Here is a 23,163-nt window from a genome sequence, read left to right as displayed (position 1 = left end):
CCAGGCCCGGTAAGTGGTAGCGTCACCGGGCAAATCAGCAGGGCGTTACTTCTTCAATCCCGCAAACGCTGCTCTGATCTCGTCTTCCGGTAAATTAATCCCGATAAACACCAGTGTGCTGTGCGGTTGTTCGTCGCCCCACGGGCGGTCCCAGTCGGCGCTGTATAGGCGTTGCACGCCCTGGAACAGCAGGCGGTTTGGTTCGCCGTCAATCCACAGCATGCCTTTGTAGCGCAGCAGCTTCTCGGCGGATTCCAGCAGCAGATTTTCCATCACTCGCGACACGTCGCTGATGTTTACCGGGTAATCCAGCTCGACGACGATCGAGGAGATATCGTTTTGCTTGTCGGCGATAAAGTGGAAGCGCGGTTTGGCACTGACGATGTTCTCTTCCAGCATAAAACCATTGGTGTCGAACAGTTGCGCGAGGTCTATATCGCCGTGAGTCACGGTATATACCGGGGCGCGGGCATTGATGCGCGCCAGGCGCTCGCGCAATTTTTCACTGTTGCCAGCGACGTCAGTTTTAGTCAGCAGAATGCGGTCGGCGTAGCCCACCTGCGACTGAGCGATGGTGAACTGATTCATTTGTTCGTCGGCATGTACCGCATCAACCAACGCAATCACGCCGTCCAGCAGGTAGCGTTCGCAAATCACTTCATGGGAGAAAAAGGTCTGAATAATCGGGCCGGGATCGGCCATGCCGGTGCACTCAATCACCAGACGGTCAAAATTGATGGCGCCTTTGTCGAGGTTATCGAGCAGGTCTAACAGTGCGTCTTCCAGCTCGCTCGAACGGGTGCAGCAGATACAGCCGTTGGTCAGGGTTTTGATCTGCGTGGCGCGGTCGCCAATCAGTTGATCGTCCACCGAGACTTCGCCGAATTCGTTTTCGATGACGGCAATTTTGTAACCGTGCTGCTCGTTGAGAATATGGCGCAGCAGGGTAGTTTTACCCGCGCCGAGAAAACCGGTGAGTAGGGTGACTGCAATCGGGGTCATTCATTTCTCCTTCTAACAGCAACTGCTTCCGCCGCTACCGTAGCGGGCTTCCTGGCGCTCGCGGAAGAATTCTTCGTAGGTCATGTACGGCTTATCGGGATGGTTGGTCTTCATGTGCTCGACGTAGTTGTCGTAGTCCGGAATACCAATCAACATCTTCGCTGCCTGACCGAGGTATTTTTTTGCCTGACCTAAAGTACCAAACATAAACAATCCTGATAAGCGAAAAGCCCCGCCGGAGCGGGGCTGAATACATCTTAGTGGTGTGAAGAGGTCTTCACGCCGCCTTCCGGCACCGGTACATACGGTGTCTCTTTATCAGAGCGACCGTTGATGGCGCGGGCTTTCTGCCAGGTACGGAACCCGTAGAAAATGATGCTGTACACCACCACCAGGAACAGAATACTCAGGCCTGCGTTGGTGTAGTTGTTGATGACGATATGGTTCATGTTGGCGATTTGCTGTGCTGTCAGTTCACCGCCGTTAGCAATCTTCTCTTTGTACTGACTTGCCATAAAGAAGAAGCCTTCCATCTGCGGGTTGGTGCTGAACAGTTTCAGACCCAGCGCCCAGGTGGTGCAGATAAGCAGCCATACTGCCGGAACCACGGTTACCCAGATGTATTTGGTACGCTGCATTTTAACCAGTACCACGGTGCCCAGAACCAGCGCCACGGCGGCCAGCATCTGGTTAGAGATACCGAACAGCGGCCACAGGCTCTTAACGCCGCCCAATGGGTCAACCACGCCCTGATACAGCAGGTAGCCCCACAGGCCTACACAGCCCGCAGTACCAACAATACCGGCAACCAGGGAGTCAGTTTTCTTCAGGAACGGAACGAAGTTACCCAGTAAATCTTGCAGCATAAAGCGGCCAGAACGGGTACCTGCATCCAGTGCGGTCAGGATGAACAGCGCTTCAAACAGAATACCGAAGTGGTACCAGAAGCCCATGTCAGCCATCGGCAGTACTTTGTGGAACACGTGAGCAATACCGACAGCCAGCGTTGGTGCGCCACCTGCGCGGTTCAGAACGGACGGCTCGCCGATGTCTTTCGCGGTTTGCAGGATCTGCTCAGGCGAAATCACGAAGCCCCAAGAGCTGACGGTTGCCGCTGCGTGTGCGGTAACGTCTTTCAGCTGCGCCATAATCAGCGGCCCGTTCTCGCCACCCATTTCATGCAGGTTCGGCATGGTGATGCCAAGGCCCGCAGGCGGGGTGTTCATTGCGAAGTACAGACCTGGCTCGATGATGGAAGCGGCAACCAGCGCCATAATCGCCACGAAGGATTCCATCAGCATCGCGCCATAACCAATGAAACGCGCGTCGGTTTCACAGGCCAGCAGCTTCGGTGTAGTACCGGAGGCGATCAGCGCGTGGAAGCCAGACACCGCACCACAGGCGATGGTGATGAACAGGAACGGGAACAGCGCACCTTTCCACAGCGGGCCGGTACCGTCAATGTACTGGGTCATCGCCGGCATTTTCAGCTCTGGGTTAAGGATAACGATACCTACCGCCAGACCGACGATAACGCCGATTTTCAGGAAGGTGGCCAGATAGTCGCGCGGGGCGAGGATCAGCCATACCGGCAGCAGCGCGGAGATAAATGCGTAGCCGATAAGCGTAAAGGTAATGGTGGTGTCTTTAAAGGTCAGCGCCGGGCCCCAGTACGGGTCGTGAGCAATCACGCCGCCGAAGTAGATGGAGGCAACCAGCAGCACGATACCAATCACTGACACTTCGCCCACGCGTCCTGGGCGCAGGAAGCGCATGTAGATACCCATGAACAGCGCGATTGGTACGGTTGAGCAGACTGTGAATACACCCCACGGGCTTTCCGCCAGCGCTTTCACCACGATCAACGCCAGCACCGCCAGGATGATGATCATGATTAAGAAGCAGCCGAACAGCGCAATGGTTCCCGGTACCGGGCCCATCTCTTCTTTGATCATCTCACCGAGAGACGCGCCGTTACGGCGAGAAGAGATAAACAGCACCATGAAGTCCTGCACCGCACCGGCCAGCACCACGCCCGCCAGCAGCCACAGCGTACCGGGCAGGTAGCCCATCTGTGCGGCCAGTACCGGCCCAACCAGCGGACCAGCACCAGCGATAGCGGCAAAGTGGTGACCGAACAATACGTTACGGTTGGTCGGTACGTAGTTCAAACCGTCGTTGTTGATGACCGCCGGCGTGGCACGCGTGGGGTCAAGTTTCATCACTTTCTGGGCGATGTACAGACTGTAGTAACGATAGGCCACCAGATAAACGGAGACAGAGGCGACCACGATCCACAGGGCGCTGATGTGTTCACCCCGACGTAAGGCCACTACCGAGAGGCAGAAAGCACCGATGATTCCGAGAATCACCCAAGGTATGTGCTTGAATATCTTTTTCGTATCCATAGTAAAACCTGGTATTAGATTAATAATTGGCCGAAGCCGCTTGGGTTTGATCTTGTGTTTGAGGAGATAAATTGACTGCTATGCTGCAGAGGATCTTGCCAGACAATTACGCGCGTAAAGTAAGGTAAATAAGTGAGTGGTTGTATGTCAGCTTAAGCGGTCCCTAGTGTCAGCAAGTGGTTTCGGGGGCCGGTAAGTGGGGATTATTATGTGATTTAGATCACTAATAATCCCGTTTTGATCTCTGTCGGGTGGCGGGGAACGACAATTCGTCGATGCTGAGATCGATTCAGTTAGCACGAATTTCGTAAAGTTTTCTCTTTTCAGGCCGAAAATTCTGACATCTGTCTAGCGGAAAGAGAAAACATGTTAAAACGAATGAAGATTGTTACCAGCTTACTGCTGGTATTGGCGCTGTTTGGCCTTTTACAACTTGCCTCGGGCGGGTTGTTCTTTAACTCACTGAAGAATGACAAAGAGAATTTTACCGTTCTGCAAACCATTCGCCAGCAGCAGTCTGCTCTTAATGGGACCTGGGTTGAATTGCTGCAAACGCGTAATACCCTTAACCGGGCGGGTATTCGCTACATGATGGATCAGAGCAATATTGGCAGCGGTGCGACCGTGGCGGAACTGATGCAAGTGGCGAGCACAGCGCTGAAACTGACGGAAAAGAACTGGGCAGTTTATGAATCGCTGCCGCGCGATCCGCGTCAAAGCGAAGCCGCGTTTCAGGAGATCAACCGCACCTATGACATCTACCACGGCGCGCTGGCGGAACTGATCCAGTTGCTGGGTGACGGGAAGATCAACGCGTTCTTTGATCAACCTACGCAAAGTTATCAGGATGGTTTTGAGAAAGCATATATCAGCTATATGCAGCAGAACGATCGCCTGTATGACATCGCAGTTGCCGATAACAACAGCTCTTACAGCCAGGCGATGTGGGTACTGGTGATTGTGCTGCTCACCGTGCTGGCGGCAATTGTCGCGGTTTGGTTTGGCATCAAACTTACCCTTATCTCTCCGATGAATCGTCTGATCGACAGCATTCGCCATATTGCCAGCGGTGACCTGGTGAAGCGTATCGACGTGGAAGGTTCCAACGAGATTGGGCAACTGGCCGAAAGCCTGCGTCACATGCAAGGTGAGCTGATGAGCACCGTAGGTGATGTGCGTAACGGTGCCAATGCGATTTACAGCGGTGCCAGCGAGATCGCGATGGGCAATAACGATCTCTCTTCGCGTACCGAGCAGCAGGCGGCTTCTCTCGAGGAAACCGCTGCCAGCATGGAAGAACTGACGGCAACCGTGAAGCAGAACGCCGAAAATGCGCGCCAGGCCAGCCATCTGGCGCTAAGTGCTTCTGAAACGGCGCAGAAAGGCGGCAAAGTGGTGGATAACGTGGTGCAAACCATGCGTGACATCGCCTCTAGTTCGCAGAAAATTGCCGATATTATTAGCGTTATCGACGGCATTGCTTTCCAGACCAATATTCTGGCACTCAACGCAGCGGTAGAAGCGGCACGCGCGGGTGAACAGGGTCGTGGTTTTGCGGTGGTTGCCGGTGAAGTGCGTAACCTGGCCCAGCGCAGTGCGCAGGCCGCGCGCGAGATCAAGAGCCTGATTGAAGACTCGGTCAGCCGCGTGGATGTCGGTTCAACGCTGGTCGAAAGCGCTGGTGAAACCATGGATGAGATCGTCAATGCGGTGACCCGCGTGACCGATATCATGGGCGAAATAGCTTCAGCATCTGACGAGCAGAGTCGTGGCATTGATCAGGTTGGTCTGGCTGTTGCGGAGATGGATCGCGTGACGCAACAGAACGCCTCGCTGGTGGAAGAGTCCGCTGCCGCCGCTGCGGCGCTGGAAGAACAGGCCAGCCGTCTGACCCAGGCCGTTGCGGTGTTCCGTATTCAGCACGATCAAAAGCGTGCGCGCGACGTTGCTGCAGCAAAACCGGTATCGACTACAGCCCAACCGCGTAAAGCTGCGGTGACGGATGCTGGTGAGAACTGGGAAACGTTTTAAACCTGTGATGCCGGATGGCGCAGTTTACTGCCGCTTATCCGGCTTACTGGGGAAGAGTATTGTAGCCCGGTCTGGCGTTGCTGCCATCGGGCTACAAGGGATTACTCCTGGCGCGGATCGCTGATTGGCTGGCGGACCAGGAAGATATAAGCGAACGCCCCGACCATCGTCACGCAGCCGCAGATAATCAGCGCCAGACGGAAAGAGTTAGTGGTATCAACAATAAATCCGGTGACAATCGGTGCAAACGACGCACAGATAAAGCTGGCAAAGTTCTGGATACTGCCCACGGAGGCGGTCATGCGCGACGCCACCGCAACGTGAATCAGACCCCAGCAGGACGTTCCGGCGAAGTGGATGCAGAACAGCGCCATCCCGATAAGTAACACTGCGGCCATCGACGTTGTCGCCTGCGGGACCACGAAGGTGAATGCAGCAGAACAGAACATCCCGGCAATAATACAAATCTTACGACTCTTAATCGGCGCCATGCCGCCTTTCACCAGCCAGTCGGTGACAAAACCGTTAATCAACATTCCGGCTGCGCCAAACAGGAACGGGATCGCCGCCATTAATCCGGTGCTTTTTAAATCCAGATTATAGGAAGTTTGCAGGTAACCCGGCAGCCAGGCCAGATACAACCATGCGGTGTAGTTGATGCCGCTAAAGCCCAGCATCATGCCCCACATGGTACGGTTGCGGAACAGGCTGCGCCATTCGGCAAAACTCAGCGGATCGCGGCGGGCATTGACGCTACCGGCGTTCAGGTACGCCTGTTCAGTAGCGCTCAGTTCAATCTGCTCGCGGTTGCGATACAGCATGTACCAGCCGATGGCGAGGAAAATACCCAGCACACCAATGGTAATAAACATCCAGCGCCAGCCCATCACCAGCATCATGGCAGCCAAAATTGGCGGGCTAATGGCGACACCGATGGTCGAGGCGGCGTTGAATAATCCCATCGGGCGGCCACGCTCTTTGATGTTAAACCAGTCGTTGATTACCTTCACGCCGCACGGGTTCATTGGCGCTTCACCAATCCCCATCCCGATACGTACCAGCACAAACTGAGTGAAGGTGTGTACCATGCCGGACATCGCCTGAAACAGCGACCAGAAAAACATGCCCAGCCCCAGCATAATACGCGGGCCTTTACGATCCAGCAGCGGGCCACAGGGCAGCTGTGCAATGCCGTAAGCGAGAGAGAACACAGACAGCAGGATACCGATTTGTGTGGCACTGAGTCCCAGTTCTTCACGAATCGTTAGGTTTGCTACCGACAGTGAACTGCGGTCGAGATAATTAATGACTGCAGCAAAAAATAATAAAATCATTGCTGTGGTCTGAATGCGTTTTATTCGACTGCTGCGTTGAACCATGCCGTCTGGCGGAACATTAATATCCGCAGATGGCGAGGTGCCAAACGAAGAACTCGGGTCGAGGGTAATATTATTTTTTTCCACGCCGGACTCCTGAACCTCAATAATTTATTTTTACACAGCGCCAGGCCATGCTGTATTGAAAAAATACCAGTGATAAATCAATTTATTCATCACCGCTCACAAAAGTTTTTAATGCAGTCGACTTAGCGTGAGCATAGGCAAGAGGTTTTTTTCTGGCGTTTTTATTTTTATAAAATCGTGCTCCCGGTAGTGGTTTACTGTTTTTTATCCGTTCTTAATGCGTGCTGTCACTGGTTTGGTTAATAGAGCGAATCATCGATTGTTTGGCTGAATTCAAATGGTTACACAGCGCCAGGGTGGCATCCAGATCGCTGCGGCAGATCAGTGCGCTGAGAATAGTCATATGTTCATCAATGGCAATGATGTTGCGCTGCTTGAGGTCGCTTTCATCCCACTGATAGTGGAAATGGAAAATCACAGAAATAATCTCAAGTGATTGATTAAAAAATATATTATCAGCGGCGGAGAGCAGCAGAGCGTGGAACTCTCGGTCTAATTGCGAGAACATACGAAAGCTACTGCCAATGCTGTCGCGCAGCATCCGGTGGCGCTCAAGCAGCGTTTTGGCCTGCAGCCAGCGCGGGTCATCGTCGGGCAGGTTCAGGAAATGCTGCAGGGAATGCGTTTCCAGCATTTCTCGCAGTTCAAACAACTGCTCGGCGTAGGCTTGATCAAACTGCTTCATGCTCCACTGACCGCGCTTTTCATTTTTAATCAGATTGTAACGTTCGAATTTTAAAAGATATTCCCGCACAACGACAGGGCTGACGCCCGCCGCTCTGGCAAGCTGCAACTCGGAGAAACTCTCGCCAGCACGCAGTTGACGCTGGTTAATCATGGTGAAAAAGGCCTGCTCAAAAATGCGATTTTGCTCGGTCATTGAGGCCGTGGTGCAGTCAAAACCGTCGTCATGATCGGGTTTACGCACGATCACGTAGTGGCTGCCCACCTGCGTTAACACACCGCATTCGCCTAAATGGCTCAACATGTGGCGTACGGTGGTGCGACTGATGTTGTACATCTCTGCCAGCGCGCTTTGCGAAGGGAGAGGAGAAGGAATATGACCCCGCGCCATGTCATCAATTATCTGGTTGATCACATTATGGCGTAGGTTCTGTGAACGGCTCATGGCGTCTCCTTTTTTGTCCATTAAAACCCGATTTAAAACATTTTTATGAGGTGGATTTCACAGATTATGTTTCTACTTGCGCTGGCATTTTTATTTTCATCGATATCTGAGGCAACAGAAAACAGGAGAGCAGAATCATGTCTACGATGAATACGCTAATTTGCCAGGAACCTAAAAAATTAGTCTGGAAAGAACGTAATATACCTATTCCGGGTGAGGGTGAGGCATTAATAAAAATAAAATCCGTCGGGATTTGTGGCACCGATATTCATGCCTGGGGCGGCAATCAACCTTTTTTCAGCTATCCGCGAGTGTTAGGTCATGAAATATGTGGCGAAATTGTCGAGCTAGGTAAAAATATACAAGATTTGAAAACAGGTCAGCAAGTTGCGGTTATTCCTTACATGGCGTGTCAGCAGTGTCCGGCGTGTAAGAGCGGGCGCACTAACTGCTGTGAGAAGATTTCGGTAATTGGTGTGCACCAGGATGGTGGCTTCAGTGAATACCTGTCCGTACCGGCGACGAACCTGCTGGATGCGCAGGGCATTGACCCGCAGGCTGCGGCACTGATCGAACCGTATGCCATCAGCGCACATGCGGTGCGCCGGGCTGCCGTACTGCCTGGCGAGCAGGTACTGGTGGTGGGAGCGGGGCCGATTGGTCTTGGCGCGGCGGCGATTGCCAAAGCCGATGGTGCTCAGGTGGTGGTGGCGGATACCAGCCCTGCGCGCCGGGAGCATGTGGTCTCCCGGCTGGGACTTCCGGTTGTCGATCCTTCTGCTGAAGATTTTGATGCGCAGCTACGTGCGCAGTTTGACGGTTCGCTGGCGCAAAAAGTGATTGATGCGACGGGGAATCAGCATGCGATGAATAACACGGTGAATTTGATTCGCCACGGCGGCAGCATTGTGTTTGTTGGATTGTTCAAAGGTGATTTGCAGTTCTCTGACCCCGAGTTCCACAAGAAAGAAACCACCATGATGGGCAGTCGCAACGCCACACCGGAAGACTTCGCCAAAGTTGGCCGCCTGATGTCTGAAGGTAAACTGACGGCGGACATCATGCTTACGCACTGTTACGCGTTTGCCCAGCTTGCAGAAATCTACGAGCGGGATGTGATTAACAACCGTGAGCTGATTAAAGGCGTGATCACGTTCTGATAAGGTTGCCATGCAGCGCCCGGAGGTGTGTTGGGCGCTGTTTTTTTTACCCTTGCACGTTCACGACTTTGATTTCAACCATCCCGATCCCCAGCTTACGCGGTGAGTGGCCCAGAATGTTGCCCTCGTTGGTGGCGATGGGATCGGGCGGGACAATGACCAGCGTGTCGGCGTCTGCCGGGTTATCAAAATGCAGCGTGGTGGTGCTAACATCATGGCTTAACACCAGCGTTTGTTCTTCGTTGCCGACGCGTACCGGGATGGGACGATTAGCGTTGTCACCGAAGGCTTTAGCGGTGATCACCAAATCGAATTTCTTTGGTAACGGCGCGTTGTATTCGATTTTTACCTCTTCACTCAGCTGTGCATTGGACCAGCGTCCCCAGGATTCGGGGCGTGAAATCCCGCTAAACTGTTTCACCTCTTCCGGCGCGCCTGCCACGTTAAAGATGAAGCTGTCGGCTTTGTAGCGAATGTCGTTATCGACAATTTTCAGCGTATCGACGTTACCTTTGTAGCGTTCCATGTCGATCACCGTATCTTTAAACGCGGTTTTACCTTGCCATTTAGCTTTATCGACGTGTTGCACGATTTGCTGCCCGCCCAGTTGTCCTTGCGATACGCACCAGTCGGTGGAGAGCGCCAGCTCCGGTGCCCACAGCTGGGCCATTTTGTAGCAGCGGTCGATCCAGACAAAGTTATCGCGCGGGGCGAAATCAGCCAGCTGGAAGCGCAGTGGGGCAGAGTATTCACTTTCCGGCAGCGGCTCAACGCGTTTATCCGACACACGCAGCAGCAGCGGCAGGCGGAAATGGCTGCCGGAGAAAGAGATCATGTTTTTGTCTTGGTCGACGGTGAACTCTTTCATCTCTTTCGGGAAATTCCACAGACGAATAATATCGGGCTTCCAGGCCAGCGTTTTTTCTTTGATATTCAGGAACACTTCTGACACGGACTCGCTCGACAAGCTACTGCGCCCGAGACCGATAAAGTTATCGCCGCCGAGAATATCCAGGACGGTCGCACCGTTATCCATGGTGTTGCGTTTCACCGCCAGCGTCTCCTGCTGCGGTTTGTCACCGCGCAGCACGAAGAACAGGTTGTTGCGATCCTGCTTGTTCAGGTACTTCCATGCGGTGTTGTTCATCGCCAGATGATCGGAAGAAACAACGATAACGGTATCTTTAAACCACGGCGAGGCTTTAATTTTATTAATAAATTCAGCGATGTTTTCCTGACTGCAACTGACGGCGCTGAAAGACTGATTTATCTTTCCGTCGACGTCATAGCGTTTACGGTTGCAGCTACGTGAGATAAACCCATCCGGATGATGTGTGTCTACCGTCAGGGTAAACAGTGAAAAACGTTGGCCCGAGCGCGACAGTGATTCGAATTTTTTCCACGCTTCGTCCAGCACCGTGTCGTCGTAAAAGCCCCAGTCGTTACGGTAAGCCGGGTCCGCAACCACGCTTTTTAACTCTTCTGCGCCGTACAGATGATCAAAACCGTGGGATTTCAGGAACACGTCTTTCCCGGCAAAGCGCAGATTGGCCCCCTGCACAAAGTAGTTTTGATAGCCGGAGTTCTTCAGGATATCGCCGAGGCAAATATTGTTCGGGAAGAAGCTGGAAACCGATGCTGAGGCGTTACCTTCAAACGGGGCAAACAGCGGAATGCCACACTGCGAGGCGACCATGCCCGCGATGGTGTAATCTGTCCCCGGAAGTTGCATGGTATTGCTGAAATCCATTCCTTCGCTTTTTAATGCGCCGAGTTCCGGGGTCAGATCCGGGAACGCGTCATTGTTAAAATAGGTGCGCTCCAGGCTTTCGCCGTAGATATACACCAGATTCAGCTTCGGGTTGGGAATGGTTTTCGACGGCTCTTTGTAATACGTCGCGAAGTCCGGATCGCCATCGCGCGACTGGGATTTCACCAGTTCGGTTATCTGGTGAAATGCCGGGCTGGCATCAACCGACGCCAGGGCCAGCATCAACGCCAACAGGCTGTAACCAACGTGATGAGGGTGGTGACGACGTCGGCGAAGTACCCAACCGAGTGCGCCAAAGACAGCAGCCAGCACCAGCGCAACCCCGACGCCTGGCAGAACATATTTGCCAAGGCCCGCACCGGTCAGGCTGTTAGTCAGTGTGTATAACACCGCGTCGTTGATGCCATCGCCTGTGAAATAGTCGCTGGCATACAGCGTGATATTCAGGACAATAAAAATCCCCAGCACCGTTAACGTGGCGGCAAACCACCAGGTGTTGCGACCCGCTTTCCAGGCATAAATCAGTACCGAAGCGAGAAACAGAGTGATGGAGAATAATTCAGACAACGGACGATCCTCAGTAAGCCGGGCAAATGCCTGGCAGGCTAATCATTTCTGGACAGTACAATGTAATAGCGTTGTTATATTGCTGCAATTGTAGTGACATTTAATTACGTTGTTATTCAGAATTGGTTTAGATATGCAGGGTGTAGGCGGGCATTACTGATTATTTTGCGGAATATATGTAGAAAATAGAATGATACCGCGCAGGCAGTGATAAACCGTGCGCGGCGTTTGTCACATCAGGAAATGAAGTTCATACCCTGTTTTAACACTAGATCGCAGGCCTTGGTTTTGACTTGCTTTGCCAGCGAGCTGTTACCAATCGTGTCCAGGTTAAGTTGTTGACCATCTTTGGCATTGAGCAGGCCCTGAATACCGTCCAGGTAGTTGGTATCTTTTTTCTGCTCCGTCGCGCCCAGGCCTAGTTTATCCAGCACCTGATTTTTGACTTTTTCGGTATCGGTGACCGAGGCGAGTTTCTGTTTTGCACAATACTCCAGAATCCCGGCCGCGTTATTCATACTGTTTGAGGTGAGCGACTGATTACTGCTCAGCAGGCTGGTCAGGGACGAGAGTGAGGTGCTGCCTTGTGAACCGGTGCTTTGCTTACTCAGTTCGCCAGCCGCGCTGGAGAGCGAATCCTGCCAGGAGGCAGCGAAAACGCTGGTGGAGATCAGCGTGCTGGCGGCAACCGCACAGCACAGCAGACGTTTGGTTGTTTTCATCATTATATGCAACTCGTGTTATGCCTTTTCAGCGCAGTATAGCGCTGCTGATGTTAGGAATGGTCTTAATACTCTTTGCCGGTTACGCGACTGCGATAGCTTTCCCAGTTAAAAATCACCCACAGGCTATTGCCGAGTCGCATACGATCCATCACGCGTTCACCCAGCAGTTTGTTCATTTCATCCATATTGCTGTTTGTCAGCATGCCGGTCGGGCGCTTGGAGGAAGAACGACGATCGACGATCTGATTGATGATCACTTTTTCATAGCGGGATTCGGTCTGCATGCCGATCTCGTCGATCACCAACAGATCTACGTTGCTGAGATCGTTGAGCAACTGCTCCTCGCTGGTTTCACGATTGCTGAACGTCTCTTTCATCGCCGACATGATGTCAGCCACGGTAATGATCAGCACCGACTTGCCGCGCAGCAACAGTTCGTTGCAGATGGCGGCGGCCAGATGGTTTTTTCCGGTGCCTGGCTTGCCGGAGAAGATAAAGCTGGCGATGTTGCCATCAAACTCTTCAACATACTGACGGGCTTTGCTCAGAGCGTTCATTTGCCCTTCGCACTCGACCCGATAGTTCTCAAACGAGCAGTTCTGGTGCAGCGGGCGGATACCGGAGCGGTTGAACGTGCGCTGCATTTTCATGGCCCGATTCTCGCGAGCTAGCGCCGCTGCACGGATTTCACCTTGTTCTTTTTGCCACGCCAGCAATTCCTCGCCCGTTTTGAATGCGGGCTCGACATTGGGCGGCATCATTTTTTGCAGACGTTTCATCAGGTCGCCAACGTTTTTCATCGTTATCCTCTAAAACCCGGTGGAATATGGCTGTCAGGTTCGCTGACACTGTTCACATCGCGCTTCGGCATTCCGCCATTGCTGGCCCGGCCAATCTGGATGCTGCGCGCCAGTTTTTGCTGCCACTGAATATGGTGAAAAACTTTACCTTCGGCCTGCCAGTAGGCGACAAATGAGGCCAGTTCTTCGGCGGTAACCGGCTCTCTGAGCGCTACGCCCCACAAGGCGGCCTGGCGCTGAAAGTCAGCATCGGGCTGCCAGTCAGCGTACATCGGAAATTTCCCCATTGGCACGGCAACAGGTACCGCTTGCGGCTCTTCATAAAACTGCGCATCCAATGTTACATCGCTTCCCGGGCGTGACAGCTTTTCTTCAAGCGCCAATAGTTCAGCCAACCTGGCAGGGGTTACTGCGTAAAAGGCGGGCACATTGTTGGCGAAAACGGCCACCGCGCCAGATGCTGACTTTGCCAGCACCGCGTTGTGATCGTGTAATAAGGCGTCAATACCGATGACGTCTGGCGTCAAAACTTTGCAGGACATATTGTTTCTCAATATTGAACAACAACCGAGAAGGAGACTGCTTTTATAGTAACACAGAGAAGAAGGAGAGCAGCAGGATGAGGACGATTACCTCTATCTGCTCGGAATTTGTCAGGTGAATCGTCACACGCGCGGGCGTTTGCGATACAGCCATAACCCCGGCACGGAAAGCCCGATGGACAGTGCGCCCACAATCGATGAGGCTTTCAGAAAGTTAGTCAGCAGAGTAATCATCAGTTCCTCGCTATAGCCGAAATGACCGATTTTTACAGCAGATATCATCGCGGTGTAGGCGGAAATTCCTGGAAACATGGGGATCACCGCCGCGACGGTGAAGACTTTCGGATGCGCCAGATACCAGCGCGACCACTGGATCCCGATGCAGCCAACCAACAGGGAAGCCATAAAGGTTGACCATTCAATGTTGAATCCTGCGGTCATCATGGCCATTCGTGAACCATGCCCGAGTGCGCCGAGTAACGCACACCAGGGGAGTGCCCGATGCGGTACGTTAAATACCATGGCAAAGCCTACGGCGGGGATCGCCGAGAGGATCATGTCCTGCATGAGTGCCAAAATGAAATCGATTATGCCCATCCGCGAAGTCCCCACAGGGTCATCGACATTACTACGCCAATGCAGGTCGCTAACGTCAGCAGACTGGCAATGGCCCAGCGCGCAAGACCCGTGTTGATGTGACCCTTAAACATATCTGCGACTGAATTGATCAACGGAAAACCCGGAACCAGCAGCAGTACGCTGGCCGCCATGGCTACGGTAGGGGTGTGATTAAACGTTGGCAGAGTCAGCAGCAGACCAGAAATTGTTGTAGCTACAAAGGCGGTGATACAGAAGTTGATTTGCGGATGCAAATGCCGGGAGGCCAGAATCTGGCGGATATACATAGCGACCATGCTGGCGAAAAAGGTGATTACCGCGCCATCCCAGCCCCCCTTATTGAGCTTACAAAAACAGGCGCAGGACAAACCGACCATGAAGGCAACCAGCCATCTTGGATAGCGCAGCGGCTTAATCTGGCTAAAGCGCTTCTCAACGCCTTTAATATCCAGCAACTTGTGCTCGGCCAAAATAACGATATGCTGAACTTCGGTCACAACGTGCATATTAATGCCGCGATCGTGATTTTTTCGAGTCGATGTCAGGCATTGCCCGTCTTTAATGGTGGTCAGGACGATGGCGTTAGAGGAGATCGCGCTTTCTACGCTGTCCATGCCAAGTGCCAGACCGAGGCGGGTGGAGAGTTCGTCAACCAGAGCGCTTTCCGCCCCGTGTTGCAGTAAAAAAAGTCCGCACTGTATACATAACCGTGTAACCGTTCGCTGTGACGACTGCTCTGTTTGCATGGCTCGCTCTGACTGAAAAGATACTCTCTGAATGACGACTGTCTTCTTTTTATCATGAAGCATGATCCCGTTGGCTCGGGCTAAGATCAATCTTTATGTTGAAAAAAGAGACAGAGCGGTAAGTTTGACCGATGTACGGCTCTGTTTTCTCGGCTAAAGGGTTAACTTCCCCGCTGTGGTTATTCATCTGCTTAGCGATTACGTAAGCAATACTAATAAATTAATGTAGTTATTTTAATTGTACAATTAATATTCTTTTAAGCGAGTGTGTTAAAATGGTTTTATAGTGTGATGCTATTAGGATTGTAGTTTCATCACTTTTACATATATTTAAAGTAAAACCAAAGATAAATAATTCATGCTATCTATCTTTTTGCCTGCCACCTTATTAATTTTTTATTATTCGTAGATGATATTCAGGTGAGCAAGATTAAAGACGTGTGAATATGGAGGGATTATGTTGCCAGGACGCTGCAAGAACGCAATTATCATTAGTAAATTACCAATCATACAAACTGGGCTTAAAGGCGTGATGAAAGGGCAGTTCTCCGATTATGAACTGACCTACTGCCGCTCCGTAGAAGAGCTTACTTTGCTGCAGTTGCGCTGCTCTGATCTGGTGATTGCCGATTTAACCGGGGAGTGTACTAACCCGCGTTCAATCTGCGAACAATACTATTCTTTATTGTCTCAATACCGCGATATCCACTGGGTTTTTCTCGTTTCACGCCTGTTTTATCCTCTGGCCGTTGAATTGCTCATGTGCCCTGTTAGTTCATTGTTATCTGATGCGGAATCGATTGAAAGTTTAGTGAATGTTATTCATGCGGGGAATACTCGCGCGGAGAGAATCAGCAAGACGCTGCTCTCTCCGCCAATAGCATCTGAAATGCTGGAGCATAGCGCACGGTCAATTGTTCTCACGCTTTCTGAAAGAAAAGTGTTACGGCTATTGGGAAAAGGCTGGGGAATTAACCAGATTGCGATGTTACTGAAGAAAAGTAATAAAACAATCAGCGCTCAGAAAAATAGCGCGATGCGTCGCTTGTCTGTCCATAGCAACGCAGAAATGTATGCTTGGATAAACAGTTCTCAAGGAGCACGAGAACTGAATTTACCTTCAGTTTATGGAGAAACCACGGAATGGAAAGCAGAAGTAGTAAAAGAAATGTCGCACTGGTAGAAAAATGTGCGATGAGTCGTGTCGGTATTAAGAGTTTATTTAATACCATGCCAAATAGCCCATATAAACTTTATCAGTTTTCTAATCAACCAGCCTTTAGCCAGGAAATGTTAAAAACGTCTTTTTCTGCGGTCATTTTTTCACTTTCTGCATTAAGAGCTGACCGTCGAGCAGGACTGGTCTACCTGACTGATCTTGCGGTCAATTACCCGCGCATCCGGCGTGTGGTTATCGCCGATGATGATGCTGAAGTTCGTTTAATTAGCTCTCTTTCTCCGCTACCACTGGACGGTGTCATCAGCAAAGCATCGTCATTAGATGTTTTACAGGATGGATTACTCACAGCCCTGGATTGCGTTGGCCAGGGAACAGAAAGTACAAAAAACCTCTGGTTTATTAATCAAAATCGTATGTTAAGCCCCACAGAACGCGAAATACTGCGTTTTATGTCGAATGGATACTCGATGCCGCAGATCGCCATTCAGCTTGAACGGAATATTAAAACCATTCGGGCGCATAAATTTAACGTGATGTCTAAACTGGGTGTGAACTCCGACGCTGGATTGTTGGATGCTGCTGATATTCTGCTGTATCTGCGTGCCGGGGAATCAACGCCATTTCTCCATGCGGTTCCATAACGTGCATTATTTACGTGGTGTGGGCCGGATTCGGGGTAAGAATTTATCACTGACACACATCGACCCAGGTGGCGGAAGTGAGTTCCGCCATTCTGTCCGGCGTGATACGAACCGCACTGTGCGTAGCCCCTGCAGCGGGAAGCACTTCAGCGTAGTGCTTCAGAGAGATGTCGCAGTATACCGAAAGTGGCGTTTCCAGCCCAAAAGGACAGACGCCACCAACGGGATGACCCGTTGCATTGACAACTTCATCACTGCTCAGCATGCGTGCTTTCGCGCCAAACGTACTTTTTAGCTTCTTATTATCCAGACGTGCATCTCCTTTGGCGACAACCAGGATAATGTCGTTTTTCACCTTTAGAGAAAGCGTTTTAGCGATCTGACCAGGCTCGACGTTATGGGCTTTCGCTGCCAGATCGACAGTTGCCGTGCTTTGATCCAGTTCGATGATTTCAATATCTGGGGCATGTTCCGCTAAAAATTGCCGTACTGATTGCAAACTCATTCTTCTCTCCCGATCGCGTACAAGCAGTCCTGCACAGCAGAAAACCGCATGGCGTAATTTGTCACAGAGGAAGCGTCGCTGTAAATATTTTATTGTTACAACATCGCAACATCAGCAGGACGTTTAAAGCGGGCAGAGAGGGGGGGAGGCTTCGCGCTTATTTCAGCGTGCAGTCGCCGCATTGTTGGACATCTGGTAGACGATAGCGCTGGCAGCAGGTTCTGCGAACTAATAGCCCATCACGCGGAACCACTGTGCGCCATAGTGGATTATCCTCGCCGCAGAAGAGCTGCTTCTCAAAGAAACAGACCTGGCGTAGTGCCGCAAGCAGTTCATCACCCAGTAATGGCTTCATCTCTGTCAAATACCAGTGAATTAAGTATCCGGTGTTGCTCCAGATAAGCTTAGCGTTGATTTCGCCCGTCGCCTCCAGGGCCCGGACGACTGGCGTCAGCGCAGAAAGAATCAGCGTTTCCATCCGCTGTTGGGGAGAACGGGCGGTGGTCTGCATATCTTGATGAACGTTTATCCAGAAGCATGCTGCCCGGCCCGTTTCGTGAAACTCGACGTGCATATGCTCTGGTGCAACGTCAATGGCATCTTTTTGTGTCAGCAGCGCCACCATCAGCGGGGGCATCATCAGGCCGATATACCATTGTGCCCAGAGTGAAATCAGCGGTTTGTTTTCACGGGGTAACGTGGGCTGGTTGCGATATATATGATCGGAATAGACCGCGAGGAGTGAGCTCAGCGTTGTGGATTGGGTCCATTCATGCAACGTCATGGCACCTTGTGGAGGCGTCTCATCAAGACGAATAAAATCCAGCAGGTGCTCACGGGTTTGGGCGATGGTCGCGCGCACAGAATCGGCCAGCGAAGGCATCTCCGGGGGGAGGTGACTGCGCCAGATGACATCTTCAACAATCGGTGCGGAACGATAAACCATGGTTATATAAGGATGTTAATCTAAATGATAATGATTTCTAATCCTATAAGCGAAGGCCTGCGATGGCAAGATTTTTGTCGTGGTGTCGGGCGACAGCGCACAGATTACGTAGTCAGGGGTTAACTTATCAGCAGATCTTCACTGACCAGCGTGTTATTGCGCCCCTGATTTTTGGCTTCGTAAAGGGCTTTATCCGCTTTGCTGATTGCGGCATCAATATCCTGATCCACCAACGGAGCAATGCCGATACTGACGGTCACGTTGGTTGCGACGTTTTCATTAAACATGTGGGGAATTTTAAGATCGTAGACTTTCTGACGAATACGTTCGGCGGCGGCCTGAGCTTGCTGCGGGTCGACTGCCGTCAGTAAAACCATAAACTCCTCACCGCCAAAGCGTGCCACAACATCCCGCGAACGCACGGAATCTCGAATGGCGGCGGAAACGCGAATCAGCGCCTGATCGCCCATCATGTGTCCGTAATGGTCGTTATAGGCTTTGAAATGATCGATATCCAGTAGCACCACGTAATGCTTGGCGTTGCTCAGGGCCAGCAGCGTATCAAGTCGATGTTGCAGCCCCCGGCGGTTATACAGACCAGTTAGCGGATCAAGCATACTGAGACCGTTCAGCGTTTCTCGCTCCTCTAAAAGTTTGTACATCAGTTGCTGAGCAAAACCGTCGTAGCGCTTTTGTATTACATGTTGAATGGCGATCCCAGCCATCGGTAGCGCCATGAAATAGATCACTCGCAGCCCATGTTCACTGCCATTCAGCCACAAGCACACGGCAACTGAGGGGAGTGAATGGAGGGTAAAGGCGATGATATTATTGGCAAAAGCGATAGAACCAATAAACAGCACGCTGAGAAGTGCTATTAACAGAAAATAATAATCATTATGACCTAGCGCGTTAAATTTCAGGAAAATATGCAATGCCCATAACAAGCCAAAAACGATTGAAATAAAAGGAAGATTAATTCTTTTATCCGTATATTTCCCATGCCATATCAGCAACAACGTACTCATCACAAGGATCAGCAATGTCGGCACTGATAAGGCTTTGACGGAAAAAAGCGGGAAAAAAAGCGTGAACAACGCGGAAACTGCGTTGAGTAGCAGAAACAATCGTAAAGAGAGTTGGTATTTTTTGGTGCGCAGAGTTCGCCAGGATTGTACTGTCATAGGTAAATATTGTTATTTATCTGCAATATGCGAAGGTGTGTTTGTAAAGGAAAAATAACGTGCGGAAAATTATTCCCCCCAGATCATTATTGTTTTTTTGTTGATAAGCTAACCGCCGAGCAATTTATCACCTTCAATTATTCATGTCATCAATCGTTAAGTAAAACTCATATAATTGATAGCCCTTCATGGCTGACAAATGAGAAAATATACCATATGATATTGGTTATCATTATCGATACTGTAGGTGAAACCATGTTGCAACGTGCGCTGGGCAGTGGATGGGGTGTGCTGCTGCCGGGGATATTCATTGCGGGTCTGGCTTTTGCTGACCTGTCAGTTTACGCATGGAAGGCGATGATTGTATTAGGATTACTGTTAACTTCACTCATGCTGTACCACAAGCGTTTACGGCATTTTGTTTTATTGCCTTCATGTGCAGCGCTGATCGGTGGTGTGGTTTTGATGATGATGAACTGGAATCAGGGATGAGCAAAACAGGAAAGAAAATCGAGAGGAAAATAAGATAATTGGTGCGAGGGGGGGGACTCGAACCCCCACATCCTAAGGACACTAACACCTGAAGCTAGCGCGTCTACCAATTCCGCCACCTTCGCACAGTTATCTTACTATTTTTGATATCGCCTCGTTGGTGCGAGGGGGGGGACTCGAACCCCCACATCCTAAGGACACTAACACCTGAAGCTAGCGCGTCTACCAATTCCGCCACCTTCGCCCAGTGCGAGCAATATCAAACGTGGATTATGGTGCGAGGGGGGGGACTTGAACCCCCACGTCCGTAAGGACACTAACACCTGAAGCTAGCGCGTCTACCAATTCCGCCACCTTCGCATACCATCGACACTCAAAAAGTATCGTTACCACGGAGGCGCATTCTAGTGGTTTTCAGCTTTTCGTCAATAGTTAATTGTGCAGTCCGGGCCGATTGGTGCAAAAACGGCCATGTGCATGGCCGTGATTGATTCCCGTCAGGCTTTCTTCGCCTGGCGTGTCAATACCGTGCGATACACCTTAAAACGACCGGTCTGGGCGATGACTTCATGGAAGCCAAACATCTCATCCAGTACTTTCGGGTACGGCAGGAAGGCGTTGGCCACGATACGCAGTTCACCGCCGCTATTCAGATGACGCACCGCGCCGCGAATGAGCGTTTGTGCTGCATCGAGGCTGGTTTGCATCCCGTCATGGAACGGTGGATTAGAGATGATCATGTCAAAGCGCCCGGTCACGTCAGAAAAAACATTGCTGGCTAAGACGTCACCTTCAATACCGTTTGCCGCAAGCGTTGCCCGGCTGGCTTCAACCGCCGATGCGCTGACATCGCACAGGGTCAGACGCACTTTCGGTGAATGGCTGGCTAATGCTACGGAGAGAACACCTGCGCCGCAGCCGACATCCAACACTTTACCTTTGGTGTGCGGCGTCAGGGTTGAAAGCAGCAGTTGGCTACCGACATCCAGACCATCACGGCTGAACACGCCCGGCAGCGTTTTGATGGTCAGATTGTCGACGCTGTATTCGTCCCAGTATTTTTCTGCATCAAAGACCGGCTGTTTTTCCAGGCGACCGTGATAAAGACCACAGCGGCGTGCGCTATCGATTTTATTCAGCGGTGCGTATTCGGCCAGCATCTGTTCCGCGCTGCGTACGCCGCTACGGTTCTCGCCAACGACAAAAATATCGGTACCGACCGGCAGCAGCGACAGAATATTCATCAGTTGGAACTGGGCTTCCGGCTTATTCTTTGGCCAGTAGTAGACCAGCGTATCGCTGTCGGCGACGTCTTCGGCTTTTGCAACGAGGCTAAAGCGTACGTTGTCACCCATTTGGCGGTTTAAAACCTGCCAGTGGTGGAGTTGTTGGGTATGTGCGCGGTTGGCGGCACTTTCGAAATGGGCAGGCAGGTCATCCTGCAAATCACCGGCAAACAGAATACGGCTTTGTTCGAAATCATCACTGTGACGCAGCAAGACTTCACTTGCCGGGGTAAAAGCAGACATGGAATGCTCCTCAATTTATACAGGTTGCGATTATATACACAAAATCAGTCAAGCTGAATCAAGGCGGCATGCGGGATGATGTGTATCGTTGTTTGTTGGCGTCGATTCGACAGATTTGCTATATTTGCGCCCCTGATAGACAGGAGTGTTTCGCTATGACATCCCGACGAAACTGGCAGTTACAGCAACTGGGCATTACGCAGTGGTCGCTGCGTCGTCCTGGCGTACTGCAGGGCGAGATCGCGATTTCAATTCCTGCGCATGTCCGTTTGGTGATGGTTGCTGCAGAGTTACCCGCGTTAACCGAACCGTTGATGAACGATATTTTACGCGCATTGACCGTCAGTGCGGATCAGGTTTTACAACTGACACCTGACCGTGTCGCCATGCTGCCGCAAGGCAGTCGCTGTAACAGCTGGCGGCTGGGAACCGAAGAGCCTCTGCCGTTGGATGGCGCTCAGGTCGCCAGTCCTGCGTTTAATGAATTACGGGAAAACCCAGCGGCACGCGCCGCGTTATGGCAACAAATCTGCGCATATGAACACGATTTCTTCCCTCAGCCCGACTGATTTACCTGCAGCATTTCAGATTGAAAAACGCGCCCACGCCTTTCCGTGGAGCGAAAAAACATTTGCCAGCAACCAGGGCGATCGCTATCTCAACTATCAGTTAACGGTTGACGGAACGATGGCCGCCTTTGCGATCACGCAGGTTGTGCTGGATGAAGCAACGCTGTTTAACATCGCCGTCGATCCTGATTTTCAGCGGCGGGGTTTGGGGCGTGAGCTACTGGAGTACCTGATCGACGAGCTGGAAAAACGTGGCATTCTGACGCTGTGGTTAGAAGTGCGTGCCTCGAACGCTGCGGCGATTGCGCTGTATGAAAGCCTGGGCTTTAACGAGGCGACGATCCGCCGCAATTACTATCCGACAGCCGACGGTCACGAAGACGCCATTATTATGGCATTGCCAATCAGTATGTAAGACAAGGTGTAATGATGATGAAGTGGGACTGGATTTTCTTTGATGCCGACGAAACGCTGTTCACATTTGATGCGTTTACCGGCCTACAGCGGATGTTTCTTGACTACAGCATTACCTTTACCGCTGAGGATTTTCAGGACTACCAGGCCGTGAATAAACCACTGTGGGTGGATTATCAAAATGGTGCGATTACTTCATTACAACTGCAACATGCCCGTTTCCTGAGCTGGGCTGAACGTCTGAACGTGCCGCCGGGTTCTCTCAATGATGCTTTTATTAATGCGATGGCAGAAATTTGCTCTCCGTTACCGGGGGCGGTGTCGCTGTTGAATGCGATTCGTGGCAAAACGAAAATCGGCATTATTACCAACGGCTTTACCGCATTGCAGCAAATCCGTCTTGAACGCACCGGGCTGCGTGACCACTTCGACCTGATGGTCATTTCTGAAGAGGTTGGCGTGGCAAAACCCGACCCGCGCATTTTTGATTATGCGCTGGAGCAGGCGGGTAATCCTGACCGCTCTCGCGTGCTGATGGTCGGTGATACGGCGGAGTCCGATATTCTGGGTGGCATCAATTCCGGGTTATCAACCTGTTGGCTAAATGCGCACCAACGCGTGCAACCGGCGGGCATCCAGCCGACCTGGACCGTGGCTTCATTAAGCGAACTGGAGCAACTGCTGTGTAAACACTGATTGCCTCCCCCCCGTTGATGGGTAAAATAGCCGCAATTTTTCGTA

At 51.5% G+C, this 23,163-nt stretch carries 23 protein-coding genes and 3 tRNA genes; 8 read left to right on the top strand and 18 right to left on the bottom strand.

Translation table 11 applies throughout. The features are described from left to right. Positions 1 to 45: 45 nt before the first annotated feature. Genes yjiA through btsT form a run of 3 tightly spaced genes read right to left on the bottom strand, consistent with a single transcriptional unit; the run spans position 46 to position 3,410 of the window. On the bottom strand, positions 46 to 1,002 hold the full coding sequence (gene yjiA / locus E4Z61_RS13825) for a GTPase (RefSeq protein WP_045439401.1): 957 nt from the start codon (positions 1,000 to 1,002) through the stop codon (positions 46 to 48). Positions 1,003 to 1,014: 12 nt separating this feature from the next. Next, positions 1,015 to 1,209, bottom strand: a complete 195-nt coding sequence (locus E4Z61_RS13820) for a YbdD/YjiX family protein (protein ID WP_003830038.1) — start codon at positions 1,207 to 1,209, stop codon at positions 1,015 to 1,017. Between the two features lie 50 nt (positions 1,210 to 1,259). Beyond that, positions 1,260 to 3,410, bottom strand: a complete 2,151-nt coding sequence (gene btsT, locus E4Z61_RS13815; protein WP_135323269.1) for a pyruvate/proton symporter BtsT — start codon at positions 3,408 to 3,410, stop codon at positions 1,260 to 1,262. Between the two features lie 366 nt (positions 3,411 to 3,776). On the opposite strand from btsT, the gene tsr reads away from it, so the two are divergent. Then, positions 3,777 to 5,441: a methyl-accepting chemotaxis protein gene (gene tsr / locus E4Z61_RS13810; RefSeq protein ID WP_135323268.1), complete on the top strand. Its 1,665-nt coding sequence runs from the start codon at positions 3,777 to 3,779 to the stop codon at positions 5,439 to 5,441. A gap of 101 nt (positions 5,442 to 5,542) precedes the next feature. Here tsr and E4Z61_RS13805 read toward each other — a convergent pair whose 3' ends face one another. Both E4Z61_RS13805 and E4Z61_RS13800 read right to left on the bottom strand, forming a co-directional pair. Next, positions 5,543 to 6,904, bottom strand: coding sequence for an MFS transporter (locus tag E4Z61_RS13805; protein WP_135323267.1), 1,362 nt, complete (start codon positions 6,902 to 6,904; stop codon positions 5,543 to 5,545). 214 nt (positions 6,905 to 7,118) lie between these two features. Further along, on the bottom strand, positions 7,119 to 8,033 hold the full coding sequence (locus E4Z61_RS13800) for a GntR family transcriptional regulator (protein WP_135323266.1): 915 nt from the start codon (positions 8,031 to 8,033) through the stop codon (positions 7,119 to 7,121). Between the two features lie 137 nt (positions 8,034 to 8,170). On the opposite strand from E4Z61_RS13800, the gene E4Z61_RS13795 reads away from it, so the two are divergent. Beyond that, positions 8,171 to 9,193 (top strand): zinc-binding alcohol dehydrogenase family protein, encoded by a 1,023-nt coding sequence (locus E4Z61_RS13795; RefSeq protein ID WP_135323265.1) that lies wholly within the window; start codon positions 8,171 to 8,173, stop codon positions 9,191 to 9,193. Between the two features lie 46 nt (positions 9,194 to 9,239). Here the strand turns inward: E4Z61_RS13795 and opgB are convergent, their stop codons facing one another. The 6 genes from opgB to E4Z61_RS13765 form a co-directional block, all read right to left on the bottom strand. Then, positions 9,240 to 11,531, bottom strand: coding sequence for a phosphatidylglycerol--membrane-oligosaccharide glycerophosphotransferase (gene opgB / locus E4Z61_RS13790; RefSeq protein WP_135323264.1), 2,292 nt, complete (start codon positions 11,529 to 11,531; stop codon positions 9,240 to 9,242). A 236-nt stretch (positions 11,532 to 11,767) separates the two neighbouring features. Then, a complete protein-coding gene (locus tag E4Z61_RS13785) occupies positions 11,768 to 12,256 on the bottom strand; it encodes a YjjA family protein (protein ID WP_135323263.1) in 489 nt (162 codons plus the stop codon). Positions 12,257 to 12,318: 62 nt separating this feature from the next. Continuing rightward, positions 12,319 to 13,056 carry a replicative helicase loader DnaC gene (dnaC, locus tag E4Z61_RS13780; RefSeq protein WP_003019133.1) on the bottom strand — a complete coding sequence of 246 codons (738 nt, stop codon included), beginning with the start codon at positions 13,054 to 13,056 and terminating at the stop codon, positions 12,319 to 12,321. 2 nt (positions 13,057 to 13,058) lie between these two features. After that, positions 13,059 to 13,598, bottom strand: a complete 540-nt coding sequence (gene dnaT, locus E4Z61_RS13775) for a primosomal protein DnaT (protein ID WP_135323262.1) — start codon at positions 13,596 to 13,598, stop codon at positions 13,059 to 13,061. A gap of 123 nt (positions 13,599 to 13,721) precedes the next feature. Further along, positions 13,722 to 14,195, bottom strand: a complete 474-nt coding sequence (locus tag E4Z61_RS13770; RefSeq protein ID WP_135323261.1) for a threonine/serine exporter — start codon at positions 14,193 to 14,195, stop codon at positions 13,722 to 13,724. Further along, a complete protein-coding gene (locus E4Z61_RS13765) occupies positions 14,186 to 14,962 on the bottom strand; it encodes a threonine/serine exporter family protein (protein WP_135323260.1) in 777 nt (258 codons plus the stop codon). The genes E4Z61_RS13770 and E4Z61_RS13765 overlap by 10 nt, the downstream gene beginning before the upstream one ends. Before the next feature lie 457 nt (positions 14,963 to 15,419). Between E4Z61_RS13765 and E4Z61_RS13760 the strand changes: the two genes are divergently transcribed. Continuing rightward, positions 15,420 to 16,145 (top strand): helix-turn-helix transcriptional regulator, encoded by a 726-nt coding sequence (locus tag E4Z61_RS13760; RefSeq protein WP_135323259.1) that lies wholly within the window; start codon positions 15,420 to 15,422, stop codon positions 16,143 to 16,145. Then, positions 16,106 to 16,783 (top strand): DNA-binding transcriptional activator BglJ, encoded by a 678-nt coding sequence (gene bglJ / locus E4Z61_RS13755; protein WP_135323258.1) that lies wholly within the window; start codon positions 16,106 to 16,108, stop codon positions 16,781 to 16,783. The genes E4Z61_RS13760 and bglJ overlap by 40 nt, the downstream gene beginning before the upstream one ends. Positions 16,784 to 16,829: 46 nt before the next feature. On the opposite strand, the gene E4Z61_RS13750 is transcribed toward bglJ, so the two are convergent. The 3 genes from E4Z61_RS13750 to E4Z61_RS13740 all read right to left on the bottom strand — a co-directional run bounded on the left by E4Z61_RS13750 (position 16,830) and on the right by E4Z61_RS13740 (position 19,418). Further along, entirely contained in the window at positions 16,830 to 17,288 is a 459-nt protein-coding gene (locus E4Z61_RS13750; protein ID WP_135323257.1) for a YbaK/EbsC family protein, read from the bottom strand. Positions 17,289 to 17,445: 157 nt separating this feature from the next. Next, positions 17,446 to 18,234 carry a siderophore-iron reductase FhuF gene (fhuF, locus tag E4Z61_RS13745; protein ID WP_135323256.1) on the bottom strand — a complete coding sequence of 263 codons (789 nt, stop codon included), beginning with the start codon at positions 18,232 to 18,234 and terminating at the stop codon, positions 17,446 to 17,448. Positions 18,235 to 18,353: 119 nt separating this feature from the next. Continuing rightward, the gene (locus E4Z61_RS13740) at positions 18,354 to 19,418 is read right to left on the bottom strand and encodes a GGDEF domain-containing protein (RefSeq protein WP_135323255.1); all 1,065 of its coding nucleotides are present in this window, start codon (positions 19,416 to 19,418) and stop codon (positions 18,354 to 18,356) included. A gap of 255 nt (positions 19,419 to 19,673) precedes the next feature. On the opposite strand from E4Z61_RS13740, the gene E4Z61_RS13735 reads away from it, so the two are divergent. Further along, on the top strand, positions 19,674 to 19,910 hold the full coding sequence (locus E4Z61_RS13735) for a DUF1435 domain-containing protein (protein WP_135324943.1): 237 nt from the start codon (positions 19,674 to 19,676) through the stop codon (positions 19,908 to 19,910). Positions 19,911 to 19,949: 39 nt separating this feature from the next. Here the strand turns inward: E4Z61_RS13735 and E4Z61_RS13730 are convergent. The 4 genes from E4Z61_RS13730 to rsmC all read right to left on the bottom strand — a co-directional run bounded on the left by E4Z61_RS13730 (position 19,950) and on the right by rsmC (position 21,439). Continuing rightward, positions 19,950 to 20,035: transfer RNA gene (locus E4Z61_RS13730), tRNA-Leu, on the bottom strand. A gap of 33 nt (positions 20,036 to 20,068) precedes the next feature. Next, positions 20,069 to 20,154, bottom strand: a tRNA-Leu gene (locus tag E4Z61_RS13725). Positions 20,155 to 20,183: 29 nt separating this feature from the next. After that, a tRNA-Leu gene (locus E4Z61_RS13720) sits at positions 20,184 to 20,270 on the bottom strand. A gap of 137 nt (positions 20,271 to 20,407) precedes the next feature. Continuing rightward, positions 20,408 to 21,439 carry a 16S rRNA (guanine(1207)-N(2))-methyltransferase RsmC gene (gene rsmC, locus E4Z61_RS13715; RefSeq protein ID WP_135323254.1) on the bottom strand — a complete coding sequence of 344 codons (1,032 nt, stop codon included), beginning with the start codon at positions 21,437 to 21,439 and terminating at the stop codon, positions 20,408 to 20,410. Between the two features lie 155 nt (positions 21,440 to 21,594). Between rsmC and E4Z61_RS13710 the strand changes: the two genes are divergently transcribed. Genes E4Z61_RS13710 through yjjG form a run of 3 tightly spaced genes read left to right on the top strand, consistent with a single transcriptional unit; the run spans position 21,595 to position 23,118 of the window. After that, complete coding sequence (locus tag E4Z61_RS13710; RefSeq protein ID WP_135323253.1) at positions 21,595 to 22,008, top strand: DNA polymerase III subunit psi; 414 nt, start codon at positions 21,595 to 21,597, stop codon at positions 22,006 to 22,008. Beyond that, on the top strand, positions 21,977 to 22,423 hold the full coding sequence (gene rimI, locus E4Z61_RS13705) for a ribosomal protein S18-alanine N-acetyltransferase (protein WP_135323252.1): 447 nt from the start codon (positions 21,977 to 21,979) through the stop codon (positions 22,421 to 22,423). Before E4Z61_RS13710 ends, rimI begins: the two co-directional genes overlap by 32 nt. A gap of 17 nt (positions 22,424 to 22,440) precedes the next feature. Continuing rightward, positions 22,441 to 23,118 (top strand): pyrimidine 5'-nucleotidase, encoded by a 678-nt coding sequence (yjjG, locus tag E4Z61_RS13700; protein ID WP_167817581.1) that lies wholly within the window; start codon positions 22,441 to 22,443, stop codon positions 23,116 to 23,118. Positions 23,119 to 23,163: the final 45 nt, after the last annotated feature.

The sequence above is a fragment of the Citrobacter tructae genome (genome assembly GCF_004684345.1).
Lineage (GTDB): Bacteria > Pseudomonadota > Gammaproteobacteria > Enterobacterales > Enterobacteriaceae > Citrobacter > Citrobacter tructae.
This window is presented reverse-complemented; position numbering and strand designations above follow the sequence as displayed.

Bases quoted from the DNA above. Each gene is read 5' to 3' on its own strand.
- yjiA (WP_045439401.1), bottom strand. From the start codon at position 1,002: ATGACCCCGATTGCAGTCACCCTACTCACCGGTTTTCTCGGCGCGGGT.
- E4Z61_RS13820 (WP_003830038.1), bottom strand. From the start codon at position 1,209: ATGTTTGGTACTTTAGGTCAGGCAAAAAAATACCTCGGTCAGGCAGCG.
- btsT (WP_135323269.1), bottom strand. From the start codon at position 3,410: ATGGATACGAAAAAGATATTCAAGCACATACCTTGGGTGATTCTCGGA.
- tsr (WP_135323268.1), top strand. From the start codon at position 3,777: ATGTTAAAACGAATGAAGATTGTTACCAGCTTACTGCTGGTATTGGCG.
- E4Z61_RS13800 (WP_135323266.1), bottom strand. From the start codon at position 8,033: ATGAGCCGTTCACAGAACCTACGCCATAATGTGATCAACCAGATAATT.
- E4Z61_RS13795 (WP_135323265.1), top strand. From the start codon at position 8,171: ATGTCTACGATGAATACGCTAATTTGCCAGGAACCTAAAAAATTAGTC.
- E4Z61_RS13785 (WP_135323263.1), bottom strand. From the start codon at position 12,256: ATGATGAAAACAACCAAACGTCTGCTGTGCTGTGCGGTTGCCGCCAGC.
- dnaC (WP_003019133.1), bottom strand. From the start codon at position 13,056: ATGAAAAACGTTGGCGACCTGATGAAACGTCTGCAAAAAATGATGCCG.
- dnaT (WP_135323262.1), bottom strand. From the start codon at position 13,598: ATGTCCTGCAAAGTTTTGACGCCAGACGTCATCGGTATTGACGCCTTA.
- E4Z61_RS13770 (WP_135323261.1), bottom strand. From the start codon at position 14,195: ATGGGCATAATCGATTTCATTTTGGCACTCATGCAGGACATGATCCTC.
- E4Z61_RS13765 (WP_135323260.1), bottom strand. From the start codon at position 14,962: ATGCAAACAGAGCAGTCGTCACAGCGAACGGTTACACGGTTATGTATA.
- E4Z61_RS13760 (WP_135323259.1), top strand. From the start codon at position 15,420: ATGTTGCCAGGACGCTGCAAGAACGCAATTATCATTAGTAAATTACCA.
- bglJ (WP_135323258.1), top strand. From the start codon at position 16,106: ATGGAAAGCAGAAGTAGTAAAAGAAATGTCGCACTGGTAGAAAAATGT.
- E4Z61_RS13750 (WP_135323257.1), bottom strand. From the start codon at position 17,288: ATGAGTTTGCAATCAGTACGGCAATTTTTAGCGGAACATGCCCCAGAT.
- fhuF (WP_135323256.1), bottom strand. From the start codon at position 18,234: ATGGTTTATCGTTCCGCACCGATTGTTGAAGATGTCATCTGGCGCAGT.
- E4Z61_RS13740 (WP_135323255.1), bottom strand. From the start codon at position 19,418: ATGACAGTACAATCCTGGCGAACTCTGCGCACCAAAAAATACCAACTC.
- E4Z61_RS13735 (WP_135324943.1), top strand. From the start codon at position 19,674: ATGTTGCAACGTGCGCTGGGCAGTGGATGGGGTGTGCTGCTGCCGGGG.
- rsmC (WP_135323254.1), bottom strand. From the start codon at position 21,439: ATGTCTGCTTTTACCCCGGCAAGTGAAGTCTTGCTGCGTCACAGTGAT.
- E4Z61_RS13710 (WP_135323253.1), top strand. From the start codon at position 21,595: ATGACATCCCGACGAAACTGGCAGTTACAGCAACTGGGCATTACGCAG.
- rimI (WP_135323252.1), top strand. From the start codon at position 21,977: ATGAACACGATTTCTTCCCTCAGCCCGACTGATTTACCTGCAGCATTT.
- yjjG (WP_167817581.1), top strand. From the start codon at position 22,441: ATGAAGTGGGACTGGATTTTCTTTGATGCCGACGAAACGCTGTTCACA.